The organism is Modestobacter caceresii (assembly GCF_000761485.1).
Lineage (GTDB): Bacteria > Actinomycetota > Actinomycetes > Mycobacteriales > Geodermatophilaceae > Modestobacter > Modestobacter caceresii.
Window position 1 is genome coordinate 33,186 of sequence record NZ_JPMX01000096.1, and the last position, 12,927, is coordinate 46,112.

Sequence of the window (12,927 nt, forward strand, 5' to 3'; positions counted from 1 at the left end):
GAACTCGTGGTCCTGTCCGTCGTCCTGGCCGCCTTCGTGCTGATCCTCCCCGTCGAACTGCCCGACAAGACGCTGTTCGCCACCCTGGTGCTGGCCACCCGGTTCCCGCCGCTGCCGGTGTTCGTCGGCGTCGGCCTGGCCTTCGGCCTGCAGGTCGCGATCGCGGTGACCGCCGGCAGCCTGCTCTCGCTGCTGCCCGAGGCGGTGGTCAGCGCCGTGGTCGCGGTGCTGTTCCTGACCGGCGCCGTGCTGCTGTGGCGGGAGTCCCGCAAGGGCGGGGACGAGGACGAGGCCACCGCGCAGGCCCGGGAGCAGACGTCGTTCGTGCGTGCGGCGGCGATCTCCTTCGGTGTCCTGTTCGCCGCCGAGTGGGGCGACCTCTCCCAGCTGGCCACCGCCGGACTGGCCGCCCGCTACGAAGAGCCGCTCTCGGTCTTCGTCGGGGCCTGGGCGGCGCTGCTGGTGATCTCCGGGCTGGCCGCGTTCCTGGGCCGCAAGCTCGCCGACCGCCTCCCGGTGACGCTGCTGCACCGGGTCGCGGCCGGGCTCTTCCTGGTCTTCGCCGTCGTCGCGGTGGTGGAGACCGTCCGCACCCTGACCGGCTGAGCGACCACCCCTCCGGGGCAGTCGCCGCCCGGGGCGCTCAAGCCCCGACGCCCTGCTGCCGACTCCACATCACGGCCGGCATGCGGCCGGACCGGAGCAGGGAGAGGCCATGCAGACGATCAAGCTCGAGGAGTCGCAGGACGTGCTGGTGCAGACGGCGGCGGCCGTCGCCGCCCAGCGCCAGTTCGCGCTGCGGCTGCGGCAGCGGACCGTGGCCGACCCGCTCACCGGGCTGCCGGTGCGCAGCCTGCTCATCGACCGGCTGGAGCTCGCCCTGGCCGCCGCGGGCCCGGCCACCGGCCGGCTCGCCGTCCTCTCCTGCAACCTCGACGGCATCACCGTCCTGGAGGACACCCGCGGCTCCGCCGTCGCTGATGCCGCCCGGGCCGAGGCGGCCGGCCGGCTGGTCGGCGCCGTGCGCCAGGGGGACGTCGTCGCCCGGATCAGCGCCCAGACCTTCGTCCTGCTCTGCCCCGGCATCCAGGTCGCCGAGGATGCGCAGGGCATCGCCCTGCGGATCGCCGCCGCGTTCGACGAGCCGCTGCGGCCGCTGCCGGGCGTGGAGCACCGGGTGCGGCTCAGCGTCGGCGTCGCGCTCTCCGGCCGGGCCTCGACGCCGGAGTCGCTGGTGGCGTCGGCCAACGAGGCGATGACCTCCATCCGGCACGACCGCCAGGGCAGCGGCCGGCACGGCTGACCCGCCGGCCCCTCAGCGCAGCGTCGGGTCCACTCAGCGGAGCGTCGGGATCCACTCCGCCAGCGCGCGGCCGATCTCGTCGGGCGAGTCCTCGGGCACGAAGTGCCCACCCGGCACCGTGACCTCGGTCAGCGCCGGCCACCGCCGGACCTTGTCGCGCTGCCGGCCGACCAGGATCGACCCCGGCTCGACGTTCACGAACAGCTTGGGCACCTCGCTGTGCGCCAGCCACTGGCCGTACCGGTCGACGACGTCGTGCACGCCCGGCGGCACGTGCTCGATCGGGAGCTGCCGCGGCCACTCCAGGGTGGGCCAGCGGTCGGCGCGCTCACCGAACGGCGCCCGGTACCGGTCGTGCGCCTCCGCCGAGAGCCCGCGCCGCACCTCGGCTGGGAGGATCTTCTCGACGAACACGTTCTGGTCGAGCACCTTGCGCTCGCCGTCGGCCCCGCGCATCGCCTGGAAGACCGGCTTGGCCGCGCGCGGCCAGTCCGCCCAGATCATCGGGGTGACGATCGCCTCCATGAAGGCGATGCCGCGCACCGCCTCGGGGTGGGTGGCTGCCCAGTCGAAGCCGAGCCCCGATCCCCAGTCGTGCAGCACCAGGGTGACCCGCTCGGTGACGCCGACCGCGTCCAGGAACCCGGCCAGGAACTCGGCGTGCCGGTCGAAGGAGTAGCTGCCCGGCCCGGGATCCGCCAGCTTGCTCGACTCGCCCATGCCGACGAGGTCGGGGGCGAGGCAGCGGCCGAGGTGCCGGACGTGCGGGATGACGTTGCGCCACAGGTAGGACGACGTCGGGTTGCCGTGCAGGAAGACGATCGGGTCGCCCTCCCCCACGTCGACGAAGGCCATCTCCTGGTCACCGACCTGCACCCGCGAGCGCGGGAACGGGTCGTCGGCGGGCACGGGCGTGCGGACGTCGTCGGCCATGCCCTGGGTCTCCCCGCCACGTCGCCGTCCGAACCGCCCCCGACCACCAGAATGGCCATTTTGGTGGCTTGACCGTGACGCGACGTCAGGCTGTTGCGTGGGCTCCGTCAACGAGGAGAGGAGGGGCGATGAGCTGGACGGTGGGTGAGCTGGCCCGGCTGGCCGGCGTCACGGTGCGCACGCTGCACCACTACGACCGGATCGGGCTGGTGCGGCCCAGCGAGCGCACGTCGGCGGGCTACCGCAGCTACGACGCGCACGACCTGGACCGCTTGCAGCAGGTGCTGCTCTACCGCGAGCTCGGGTTCCCCCTCGACGAGGTCGCGACCCTGCTGGACGACCCCGAGGCCGACCCCGCGGCGCACCTGCGCCGGCAGCACGGGCTGCTGCGGGAACGGCTCGAGCGCACCCAGGCGATGGTCGCGGCCGTGGAGAAGGAGATGGAGGCACGGCAGATGGGGATCTCCCTGACCCCGGAGGAACGGTTCGAGGTGTTCGGCGACTGGCTCCCGGAGGAGTACGCCGCCGAGGCCGAGGAGAGGTGGGGCGACTCGGACGCCTGGGCGCAGTCGCAGCGGCGCACGGCGGCGATGACCAAGGAGGACTGGCTGCGGGTCAAGGCCGAGGGCGACGACGTCGAACGCCGGTTTGCCGCCGCGATGGCCGACGGGGTGCCCGCCGACTCGACCGCGGCCCAGGACCTGGCCGAGGAGCACCGGCAGCAGATCAGCCGGAACTTCTACGACTGCTCGCCGGAGGTGCACGCCGGGCTGGGCCGGATGTACGTCGAGGACGAGCGGTTCACCGCGTACTACGAGCGGATCGCCCCCGGCCTCGCGCAGTACGTGAGCACCTCCGTCCAGGCCAACGCCGCCCGCCAGAGCTGAACCCGCCCGAGGGGCCGAAGTCGCGATCTCGGCCCCTCGGGTGCGGGACGGCCCCTCGGGCGAGCGACGTCACGTCCCCCCAGTGCCGCCGGGCGGGCGGCGGGCCGCATCCTGGTCATGTGGTTTGGGTGATCGGGCGACTACAGCAGCCCTGGGTGCAGCGGATGGTCCGGGCGGCGTTGGCCGCGGGGCTGTCCTGGCAGGTGGCGCTGTTCCTGCCGCCGCAGCTCGCCGAGTACGCCTACTACGCCCCGCTCGGCGCCGTCATCGCCGTGCACCCGACGATCGCCGACTCCGCGTCCGCCGCCTGGCGCAGCATCCTGGCGATCCTGCTCGGGTTCGCACTGGCCGTCGGGGTCTACGAGGTCACCCGGGTGGTGCCCAACGCGCTCACCATCGCGCTGATCGTCGGGCTGGCGATCGTCGTCGAGCAGTGGCGGATGCTGCGCGAGCAGGCCAGCTGGGTCAGCTTCGCCGCCGTCCTCATGCTGACGGTCGGGACGTCGGACCCGGCCGAGTACGCCGTCCGGTACGCCGGGCTCACCCTGCTGGGCGCGGTGATCGGCGTGCTGGTGACGACGGCGCTGTTCCCACCGCTGCAGCTGACCACCGCCGTCAACCGGATCGCGCGCACCCGGGAGACGCTGGCCGCCCACCTGGAGTCGATGGCCGCCGCGCTGCGCAGCGGGCAGCTCCCGGCGCCGCACGAGTGGGAGAACCGGGGTGAGGCGCTGGACGTCGCCCTGGAGCAGATGCGCCGGGCGGAGACCCAGGTCGAGCGGGCCCGGCGGGCCAACCCGCGCGCCCACCGCTGGCAGGGGGCGGCCGGCAGCATCCGGGACCAGTCGCGTGCACTCGACCGCGTCGCCGTGCTGGTCGACGACCTCACCACGCTGGTCGTGGAGTTCCAGCCGCACCGGCGGGGGCTGGACCGGGTGGACGACGGCACCGGCTGGGTCCTCGCCGACGCGCTGGACGGACTGGCCGGCGTGGTGCGGCTGCCCTTCCACGACGCCGCGGACCAGCCCGACGACCGGGACGCCGCGATCGCCGCCGCGGTGGCTGCGTCGAACCGGCTGACGGCGCTGCTGCGCAACTCCGAGATCGCCGACGACGAGGGCTTCTTCGCCCTCGGGGCGGTCACCGTCGGGATGCACCGGTCGCTGCAGACGCTGGAGGCGCACGTCCGCTTCCCCGCCGCTGCCTGACCTCGGCCCGACCGGGGCGGTGCCGGTTGCACGTGGACGTCCGCCGTCAGGGGAATGAGGACGACGCCGTCCCTGAGCGGGGCTAAGGTCTCCTCCTCGTGAGCCGCATCGGTGAGGTCCTGGTCCCGGCGCGGCTCGGCACCGGGTTCCGCTGGCTGCTGGCCTCGTCCTGGACGACGAACCTCGGGGACGGGATCGCGCTGGCCGCCGGGCCGCTGCTGGTCGCCTCGCTCACCCGGGACGCGTTCCTGGTCGCCCTCGCCGCGACGGTGCAGTGGCTGCCGCCACTGCTGTTCGGCCTGGTGGCCGGGGCGCTGACCGACCGGCTGGACCGGCGGCTGATCGTGCTGACCGTCGACCTCGCCCGCGCCGCCGTCCTCGTCGTGCTCACCCTGGCGGTGGCGACCGACCGGGTGTCCATCGTCGCGGTGCTCGGCGCGCTGTTCCTGCTGGCCACCGCGGAGGTGTTCGCCGACAACAGCTCCCAGACGCTGGTGCCGGTGCTGGTCGCCCGCGAGGACCTGGCGGTGGCCAACGGGCGGCTGCAGACCGGGTTCATCACGGTGAACCAGCTCGCCGGGCCGCCGCTGGGTGCGGCGCTGTTCACCGTCGGCGCGGCGTGGGCGCTGGGCGTCCAGGCGGTGCTCGTGGCGCTCGGGGCGGTGCTGATCACCCGGGTGGTGCTGCCCGCCCGGGGGCGCGTCGAGGGGGAGCGGACGGCGATGCGGCACGACATCGCCGAGGGGCTGCGCTGGGTACGGCACCACGCCGCCGTCCGCACGCTCGTGCTGACCATCACGATCTTCAACGTCACCTTCGGCGCCGCCTGGTCGGTGCTGGTGCTCTACGCCACCGAGCGGATCGGGCTGGGCGAGATCGGGTTCGGGCTGGTGACCACCGTCGGCGCCGTCGGCGGCATCGTCGGCGGGCTGACCTACGGCTGGATCACCCGCCGGGTGAGCCTGGGCGACCTGATGCGGATCGGGCTGGTCGTCGAGACGCTGACCCACCTGGCGCTGGCTCTCACCTCCAGCCCGTGGGTGGCGCTGCCGGTCTTCTTCGTCTTCGGGGCGCACGCCTTCATCTGGGGGACGACGTCGGTCGCCGTCCGGCAGCGGGCGGTGCCGGCGGCGCTGCAGGGCCGGGTGGGCAGCGTCAACGTGGTGGGCGTCTACGGCGGGCTGGTGGTCGGCTCGGGCATCGGTGGGGTGCTCGCCCAGCACTGGGGCGTGACCGCCCCGTTCTGGTTCGCCTTCGCCGGGTCGGCCGTCTTCGTGGTGCTCATCTGGCGCTCGCTGCGGCACATCGCCCACGCCGACGAACAACTGGCGCCGTCCCCCGCCTGACCCGGTCGCCGGCGGCGGCCCGGGTCGGGCCGCACTGCCGACCGTCGAGCCGCCGCACGCCGCGGCTCGACGGTCGGCGAGGTGGCTCCACCCGGACTCGCTAGACGCGGATGAGCAGCTCGCCGTGCAGCATGCCCAGCCAGCCGTCGTCGGCCTCGGCCCACGCCAGCCACGCGTCGGCGATCGCCTGCAGCTCCTCCTGGGTGGCCAGACCGTAGGTCCGGGCCTGCTCGGCGAACGCCGACGCGGTCGCCCGCCCGGCCCAGGAGCGCCCCCACCAGGTGCGCTCGTCGGGGGTCGCGAAGCACCAGGCGGACGTCGTGGCCACCGTGTCCCGCAGCCCGGCAGCGTGCGCCCAGGACCGCAGCCGCCGGCCGGCGTCCGGCTCGGCCCCGTTGGCCCGGGCCACCCGCTGGTACAGGTCCAGCCAGCGGTCCAGCCCCGGAGACGCCGGGAACCAGGTGGTCGCGGCGTAGTCGACGTCGCGGACGGCGATCAGCCCGCCGGGCCGGCAGACCCGGGCCATCTCGCGCAGCGCGGCGACCGGGTCGGTCAGGTGCTGCAGCACCTGGTGGGCGTGCACGACGTCGAAGGAGTCGTCGGCGGCGGCCAGCGCGTAGCCGTCGCCCACCCCGAACTCCACCGTCACCCCGGCCTGCTCGGCCAGCGCACGGGCCTCCGCGAGCGGCGCGGGCGACACGTCGAGCCCGACCACCCGACCCGGCGCCACCCGGGCGGCGAGGTCCACGGTGATCGTGCCCGGCCCGCAGCCCACGTCGAGGAGCTCCAGCCCCGGACGCAGGTGCGGCACCAGGTGGGCGGCGGAGTTCTCCGCCGTTCGCCAGCGGTGGGACTCCAGGACCGGTTCGGCGTGCCCGTGCGTGTAGGTGTCCACGGCGACACCCTGCACCGTCAGCTCACCTAGTGAAACAGTGTTCTCGCACAATGGGACGGGTCAGCTCTCGGCGGCCAGCACCGCCGCAGCCAGCGGCGCGGCCCGCTCCCGGTCGGTGGGCACCAGGCCGATCCGGGTGCGCCGGTCCAGCAGGTCGTCGACCGTCCGGGCCCCTTCGGCCCGGACGGCGAACCGCAGCTCCCCCACCGTCTCCGAGCGGCCGTCGACCACCGGCTCCTCCCCCAGCCCGGCGACCACCGTGGCCTCGGTGCCGTACCGGCGCACCAGCCGGGCGGCGGCGTCCACCCGGGCCAGCGCCCGCCCGGGCGCGGCACCGACCAGCGGCAGCCGGGCCGTCGGCGACCGGACGGCGCCGCGGCCGAGCCGGGTCACCACGGCGTCGACCGCCTGGGCGGCCGTCGACCGGTAGGTGGTCAGCTTCCCGCCGACCACGGTGAGCACCGGCCCGTCCCAGGCCAGCAGGGGCCGGCGGGACAGGTCGACCGGGGCGCCTCCCGGCCCGTCGCCCGCGGGAGCCGACTGCGCCAGCGGACGCAGTCCGGCGTAGGCACCCACCACGTCGGAACGGTCCAGCGGCCGGGCCAGCACCCGGTTCACGGTGGCCAGCAGCTGCGCCACCTCGGCGTCGCTGGGCACCGGGTCGTCCTCGGACGCCGGCCCGGCCACCGGCTCGTCGGTGATCCCCAGGTGGACCAGCCCGCCGGGCTGAGGCAGGGCGACGACGAACCGGGTCCGCGACCCCGGCAGCGGCACGGTCAGCGCGGCCGTCGGTGCGCCGAGTCGCGCCGCCGGGACGACGAGGTGCGATCCGCGCGAGAGCACCAACCGGACGCCGGGCGCCAGCCGCTGCGCCCACGCCCCGGTGGCGTTGACCACCACCCCGGCCCGCACCGTCGTCGACCCGCCGTCGACGGTGAGCGCGACCGCCCCGCCGTCCACGCCGGTGACCGTGACCCCGGTGAGCACACCGGCCCCGAAGGCGGCGGCGGTGCGGGCCAGCGAGACGACCAGCCGCGCGTCGTCGACCAGCTGCCCGTCCCAGAAGACGACGCCGCCGCGCCCCGGGCGCACACCGGGCACCAGCCGGGAGACGCCCTCCGGCCCGATCCGGCCGGTGCCGGGCAGGGAGCGGCGCCCGCCGGGCACGGAGAGCCGGACCGCATCGCCCAGCCGCCCGCCGAGCCCGGCCAGCGCGCTGACGTCCCGGCCGGCCACGTCGGGCACCAGGAACGGCAGCCGCCCGACCAGGTGGGGTGCGGTGACGCCCATCAGCACGGCGCGCTCCCTGGCGCTGTGCCGGGCCAGCCCGATCTCCCGCTGCGCCAGGTACCGCAGCCCGCCGTGCACCAGCTTCGACGACCAGCGACTGGTGCCCGCAGCCAGGTCGACGCGCTCGCACAGCGCGACGCTCAGCCCGCGGGCTGCGGCGTCCAGCGCGACCCCGGCGCCGGTGACCCCACCGCCCACGACCAGGACGTCGACCCCCTCGGCGACGAGCCGGTCGAGGTCGCGGGCCCGGCGGCGCGCGTCGAGCGCTGCGGGCCGGGCGACGTCCCTCAGGTCCGGCTCGGGCACCGGCAGACTGTAGCGGTGCCCGACCGGCCGGCACGGTCGATCCACGGCGAGGCGCACTGCGCCCCGGGTGATCGCGTTTCGGCAGCTCCGCTCGGGTACCGGTGCTCTGTGTCCAGCGGCCCCGATCCTGTCGCCGGCGAGGTGGTCCGGGCCGAGGACGGGGCCGGTCCGCTGCTCCGGTTCTCCGGCCGCATCGACCGGGAGGCCGTGCGCCGCTTCCGGGTGCTCGTGACGCCGGCGGACTGGCCGGACCGGGCCGACCTCTCCGCGGTGACCGCGATCGACGCCGCGGGCCTGCAGCTGCTGGTGCACCTCAGCCGCAAGCCGCTGCGCCGCGGGCAACGCCTGCGGCTGCTGGCCGTGCCCGCCGCGCTGCAGCCGGCGCTGGTGCGGGCCGGGCTGTCCCGGTTGCTCACCGGGGACGCTGTCGCGCCGGCCGGAGCCCCAGCGGACCCGGACCGCCCCGCACCCGGCTGACCGGCCCCAGGGCGGCGACTGGCGCACAGCGCTGCGGTCAGGTTAGCCTCGCCTCACTCGACGTGAGGTGGGTGGGATGGGTCTGCGACTGTCGGTCGGCGGTGTCACGGTGCTGCTGGGGCCTGCGGGCGCACGGGCGGACACGATGGCCGCCCTGGACCCGGGCAGCGCCCGGTGCGCCGGAGGGCACGCCTCCCTGTCCGTGGTGCGGCTGACCGCGGCACCCGGCGACGACGTGCAGCAGCGGCTCGCCGCCGTTGCGCAGGCGGGCACCGGGACGGCGTCCGTCGTCCTGGTCGACCGCCTGACCGACGGCCTGGCCGCGCACGACCGACGCACGGTGCTCGCCGCGCTGCGGCCGGTCGCGACCGCGGGCCGCGCCGTCCTCGTCGACGACGGCGACCCGATCGCGGCGCTGTCGGTGGCCGACACCGTGCTGCGCACCCCGGCGCTGGCCCTGGAGCAGGTGGCCGACGCCGACGAGCTGGAGCAGCTGGTCGGCTGAGCCGGCAGCCCCACCGGGCCGCCGACGGGGGTCAGCGGGTGGTGTAGGTGAGGCAGTCCGCCGCGTCGGCGCCCGAGCCGACCTGCACGGCGGACGCGCGGCACTCCAGCGCCTCGTTGTGCACGCAGTCCGAGCGGTGGCAGGCGCCGACGACGCCGGTGCGCTCGAGCCCGGCGCGGAACGAGATCTCCACGAAGGTGCCGCAGTGGGCGTGGTCGCCGCCGACGGTGATGGCGCCGGCGTGGCAGGCATGGTCGGCGTTGTAGGAACAGCTGTCGACCGAGCAGTCCTGCACCTGGGGCATGTCCAGCATCTGGGTCATGACCCGAGGCTGACAGCTCCGCGGGGCGCCCGCCAGCCAGGAGAGGCTGCTCTGGCCGGTGCCGGGGGCGGCGCGAACTCACCCTTTCCGGGCTGGCCGACCCGAGCGAGATCCAGCAGGCTCGGGGGATGCGTGCCCCGAACCCCACGACCCCCGGCGTGACCAGTGAGGTCGGCCGGCTCCGCACCGTCCTCCTGCACCGCCCCGGCGCCGAGCTGCGTCGGCTCACCCCTCGCAACAACGACGAGCTGCTCTTCGACGGCGTCCCCTGGGTCGCCCGCGCGCAGGAGGAGCACGACGCGTTCGCCGCCGCCCTCACCGACCGCGGGGTCGAGGTGCTGCACCTGGACCGGTTGCTGGCCGAGGTGATGGCGGTGCCGGCCGCCCGCGCGGAGGTGATCGCCGCCGCGGTCGACGACCCCCGGCTCGGCGCCACCCTGCAGCACGCCACCACCGCCCACCTCGACGGTCTCGCGCCCGAGGACCTGGCCACCGCCCTGATCGCCGGGGTGGCCAACGACGAGCTGCGCGGCGGACGCGGGCTGGCCTACGAGCTGATGGGGCGCGGGGACTTCGTCGTCCCGCCGCTGCCCAACCTGATGTTCACTCGCGACTCCTCGGTGTGGGTCGGCGGGCAGGTCGCCGTCACCTCGCTGGCCATGCCGGCCCGGGACCGGGAGAGCGCGCTGACCGCGGCGCTGTACACCCACCACCCCCGGTTCGCCGGCGTCGAGCAGCTCTACGGCCCGCACCTGGAGCACCTCGAGGGCGGCGACGTGCTGCTGCTGTCCCCGGGGGTCGTCGCCGTCGGGGTGGGCGAGCGGACCACGCCCGGCGGCGCGGAGCGACTGGCCCGGCGGGTGTTCGCCCGCGGGCTGGCGCACACGGTGCTCGTCGTCCCGATCGCCCAGCAGCGGGCGACCATGCACCTGGACACCGTCGCCACCATGGTGGACGTCGACGCGATGGTCATGTACCCGGCGATCGCCGACCGCCTGCAGGCCTGGACCGTGACGGCCGGGGACGCGTCCCCCGACACGGCCGAGCTGTCGGTGCAGGGCCCGCAGCCCTTCCTGATCGCCGCCGCGCAGGCGATGAGGATCGACCGGCTGCGGGTGATCGACACCGGGCTCGACCCGGTGACCGCCGAGCGGGAGCAGTGGGACGACGGCAACAACACCCTCGCGCTGGCCCCGCGGCTCGCCGTCGCCTACGAGCGGAACACCGTCACCAACGCCGCGCTGGAGGCCGCCGGGATCGAGGTCGTCGCGATCGCCGGCTCGGAGCTCGGCAGCGGCCGGGGTGGCCCGCGCTGCATGAGCTGCCCGGTGCTACGCGACGCCGTCCCCGCGTAGTCGGTCAGGGGGCGGGGTCGAACGCCTCCACGGCCGGGTCGAAGACCTGCTCCCGGTGGACGTCGCTGCGCCCCGGGCTCGAGGTCAGCTGCACCACGGCCAGGCCCGCCGGGGTGTCGGCCAGGGCCAGGTCGACCCGCTGGCCGAGGTCGTCGAGCCGGTACAGGTCCCAGGTGGCCGACCCCGTCTCGCGCTGACCCACCGGCTCGAGGGGCCCGCCGGTGCCCAGCTGCGCGGCGAGCTGCGGGAGCAGCTGGTCGGCCGTCGCACCGGGCACCACCTGCTGCACCAGCGAGACCAGCGGCGACTCCTGGAACGCACCGGGGAGCACCTCCGACCAGCCCTCCGGCCGGACCCCGGCGATGCCCAGCTCCTCGCTCTCCCAGGCCGCCATCTCCACCTGCACCCCCTCCGCGGTGAAGGCGGGGGGCTCGACGTCGTCGACGCAGGAGGCGTCCGGCTCGCGGTCCGGGTCGGCGAGGAAGTCGCGGGTCAGCTGCACCGCGCACTCGTGCGTCGCCACCGAGCCGTGCCCGGTGGCGGGGAACTCGACGAAGACGCTGTCGCCGAGCTGCTCGGCCAGCTGCGCACCCCACCGGGGCGGGGTGATCGGGTCGAGCTCACCGGCCAGCACCAGGGTGGGCAGGTCGCTGGTCAGCGCGTCGTCCTCCCCCGCGCCGGGCTCACCGGCGTCCCAGTCGGCGCAGACGTCGAAGACGCCCGGCCCCATCGTGGGGGTGCTGTCGAAGAAGCCCTCCACCAGCGGGTGCTCGGCGGTCGCGTCCGCCACCGCCTCCGGGTCGCTGAAGCTGATCTCCTCCTCGCACTGCACGGCCAGCTGCTGACCGACGCTGACCAGGTCCAGCTGTTGGGAGAAGGCGCTGAGCAGCAGGCCGATCGAGCCGAAGTCGTCGTTCGCCGCGGCCTCGACGATCTCCGGGAGGTACGGGATCAGCTCGGTCGAGTACATGCTCTGGAAGAGGAACCCGACGAGTCCGGCGCCGTCCAGCGGGCTCTCCACCCGCTCGCCGGTCGTCGGGTCGAGGACCGTGACCGTGGCAGGTGCGGCGTCCAGCTCCGCGACCAGGTCGGTGACCGTCTGCTCCAGGTCGGGGTACCGCTCGGCGCACCCGGCGTCGGCGGCGCAGGTGGCGAACAGCGCTTCCAGCGCCCGGGCGGCGTTGCCCGGCGTCTCCTCGTAGAGGTCGGCGTCGATGGGGTACGCGGCGTCGAGCACGACCGACCGGATGCCCTCGGGGTGGTCGCGCATGGCGGTCTGCGCCAGCCGCGTGCCGTAGGAGATCCCGTAGAGGTTCCACTCCTCGTGGCCCAGCGCCCGGCGCAGGTCCTCGAGGTCGGCCGCCGAGGCCGCGCTGTCGTAGTCGGCGAAGTCGACGCCCTCGTCGACCAGCCGCTGCCGGCACTCCTCCAGCGAGGCCGCGGCCTGGGCCGCCAGCTCCTCGACCGGCTCCTCCGACCCCAGCGACTCCCGCACCCAGGAGCTGTACTCCTCGCACGCCAGGGACGGCTCGGTCAGCCCGGTGCCGCGCTGGTCGAGCAGGACCAGGTCCCGGTCCTGGGCGAGCGGCTCGTACAGCTCCCCGAACGCGAGCGGCACGAACTCCAGCGCACCCTGGCCCGGGCCGCCGGAGAGGTAGACGAGCGGGTCCTCGGCCGGGTCCTCGGCCGCCGCGGCGACGACGCCGAAGGCCAGGCTGACCGTGCCGGCACCCGGGTCGTCGCGGTCGGCCGGCACCTCGAGCGTGCCGCACTCGATGTCGACCCCGGCCGGGACGTCGAAGTCGCAGGCGCCCCACTCGACCTCACGGGCCGCCGAGGTGGACGTCGTCCCCGCCGCGTCCGCGCCGTCCTCGCCGTCACCGGTACAGCCGGCCAGGAGCAAGACGGCGAGCGGCACCAGAGCCAGGCGACGGTCCATCGGGTTCCTCCGTGTTCGTTGCCGGTCACACCGGCTGGTCAGCGCGGGCAGTCAACCAGGGGCATGCGGTCAGGCGGCCGCCCGCTCGCCACCGCCTTCGGCCCGGACCGCGGCACGCGCGGCCGGGCCGGCGGCCCGCCAGCCGGGCGCCGCAGGACGCT

13 protein-coding genes are annotated in these 12,927 nt (G+C 75.3%); 8 read left to right on the forward strand and 5 right to left on the reverse strand.

Annotation, left to right across the window (positions count from 1 at the left end):
- Nucleotides 1-6: 6 nt before the first annotated feature.
- Complete coding sequence (locus IN07_RS19895; protein ID WP_036339392.1) at nt 7-606, forward strand: TMEM165/GDT1 family protein; 600 nt, start codon at nt 7-9, stop codon at nt 604-606.
- A 109-nt stretch (nt 607-715) separates the two neighbouring features.
- Nucleotides 716-1,303, forward strand: a complete 588-nt coding sequence (locus IN07_RS19900; protein ID WP_052091543.1) for a GGDEF domain-containing protein — start codon at nt 716-718, stop codon at nt 1,301-1,303.
- Nucleotides 1,304-1,336: 33 nt separating this feature from the next.
- On the opposite strand, the gene IN07_RS19905 is transcribed toward IN07_RS19900, so the two are convergent.
- Complete coding sequence (locus tag IN07_RS19905; protein ID WP_036339394.1) at nt 1,337-2,236, reverse strand: haloalkane dehalogenase; 900 nt, start codon at nt 2,234-2,236, stop codon at nt 1,337-1,339.
- A gap of 128 nt (nt 2,237-2,364) precedes the next feature.
- Here IN07_RS19905 and IN07_RS19910 point away from each other — a divergent pair, with 128 nt between their 5' ends.
- The 3 genes from IN07_RS19910 (at nt 2,365) to IN07_RS19920 (ending at nt 5,677) form a co-directional block, all read left to right on the forward strand.
- Entirely contained in the window at nt 2,365-3,123 is a 759-nt protein-coding gene (locus IN07_RS19910) for a MerR family transcriptional regulator (protein WP_036339397.1), read from the forward strand.
- Between the two features lie 128 nt (nt 3,124-3,251).
- Nucleotides 3,252-4,331, forward strand: a complete 1,080-nt coding sequence (locus IN07_RS19915) for an FUSC family protein (protein ID WP_156119305.1) — start codon at nt 3,252-3,254, stop codon at nt 4,329-4,331.
- Between the two features lie 98 nt (nt 4,332-4,429).
- Complete coding sequence (locus tag IN07_RS19920) at nt 4,430-5,677, forward strand: MFS transporter (protein WP_036339402.1); 1,248 nt, start codon at nt 4,430-4,432, stop codon at nt 5,675-5,677.
- 100 nt (nt 5,678-5,777) lie between these two features.
- Here IN07_RS19920 and IN07_RS19925 read toward each other — a convergent pair whose 3' ends face one another.
- Nucleotides 5,778-6,572, reverse strand: a complete 795-nt coding sequence (locus IN07_RS19925) for a methyltransferase domain-containing protein (protein WP_081975576.1) — start codon at nt 6,570-6,572, stop codon at nt 5,778-5,780.
- Between the two features lie 60 nt (nt 6,573-6,632).
- Nucleotides 6,633-8,168 carry a glycerol-3-phosphate dehydrogenase/oxidase gene (locus IN07_RS19930; protein ID WP_231558486.1) on the reverse strand — a complete coding sequence of 512 codons (1,536 nt, stop codon included), beginning with the start codon at nt 8,166-8,168 and terminating at the stop codon, nt 6,633-6,635.
- 108 nt (nt 8,169-8,276) lie between these two features.
- Here IN07_RS19930 and IN07_RS19935 point away from each other — a divergent pair, with 108 nt between their 5' ends.
- Both IN07_RS19935 and IN07_RS19940 read left to right on the forward strand, forming a co-directional pair.
- Nucleotides 8,277-8,645, forward strand: a complete 369-nt coding sequence (locus IN07_RS19935; protein WP_197058576.1) for an STAS domain-containing protein — start codon at nt 8,277-8,279, stop codon at nt 8,643-8,645.
- A gap of 76 nt (nt 8,646-8,721) precedes the next feature.
- Nucleotides 8,722-9,150 carry a hypothetical protein gene (locus IN07_RS19940; RefSeq protein ID WP_036339412.1) on the forward strand — a complete coding sequence of 143 codons (429 nt, stop codon included), beginning with the start codon at nt 8,722-8,724 and terminating at the stop codon, nt 9,148-9,150.
- Between the two features lie 31 nt (nt 9,151-9,181).
- On the opposite strand, the gene IN07_RS19945 is transcribed toward IN07_RS19940, so the two are convergent.
- Nucleotides 9,182-9,472, reverse strand: coding sequence for a DUF1540 domain-containing protein (locus IN07_RS19945; RefSeq protein WP_036339415.1), 291 nt, complete (start codon nt 9,470-9,472; stop codon nt 9,182-9,184).
- Between the two features lie 128 nt (nt 9,473-9,600).
- Between IN07_RS19945 and IN07_RS19950 the strand changes: the two genes are divergently transcribed.
- A complete protein-coding gene (locus IN07_RS19950) occupies nt 9,601-10,827 on the forward strand; it encodes an arginine deiminase (protein ID WP_036339418.1) in 1,227 nt (408 codons plus the stop codon).
- A gap of 4 nt (nt 10,828-10,831) precedes the next feature.
- Here the strand turns inward: IN07_RS19950 and IN07_RS19955 are convergent, their stop codons facing one another.
- Nucleotides 10,832-12,766, reverse strand: a complete 1,935-nt coding sequence (locus IN07_RS19955; protein WP_052091544.1) for an alpha/beta hydrolase — start codon at nt 12,764-12,766, stop codon at nt 10,832-10,834.
- Nucleotides 12,767-12,927 lie beyond the last annotated feature (161 nt).

What these genes read in the sequence shown, in the direction of transcription:
- IN07_RS19900 (WP_052091543.1), top strand. Translation starts at nt 716, where the DNA reads ATGCAGACGATCAAGCTCGAGGAGTCGCAGGACGTGCTGGTGCAGACG.
- IN07_RS19905 (WP_036339394.1), bottom strand. Translation starts at nt 2,236, where the DNA reads ATGGCCGACGACGTCCGCACGCCCGTGCCCGCCGACGACCCGTTCCCG.
- IN07_RS19910 (WP_036339397.1), top strand. Translation starts at nt 2,365, where the DNA reads ATGAGCTGGACGGTGGGTGAGCTGGCCCGGCTGGCCGGCGTCACGGTG.
- IN07_RS19940 (WP_036339412.1), top strand. Translation starts at nt 8,722, where the DNA reads ATGGGTCTGCGACTGTCGGTCGGCGGTGTCACGGTGCTGCTGGGGCCT.
- IN07_RS19945 (WP_036339415.1), bottom strand. Translation starts at nt 9,472, where the DNA reads ATGACCCAGATGCTGGACATGCCCCAGGTGCAGGACTGCTCGGTCGAC.
- IN07_RS19950 (WP_036339418.1), top strand. Translation starts at nt 9,601, where the DNA reads ATGCGTGCCCCGAACCCCACGACCCCCGGCGTGACCAGTGAGGTCGGC.
- IN07_RS19955 (WP_052091544.1), bottom strand. Translation starts at nt 12,766, where the DNA reads ATGGACCGTCGCCTGGCTCTGGTGCCGCTCGCCGTCTTGCTCCTGGCC.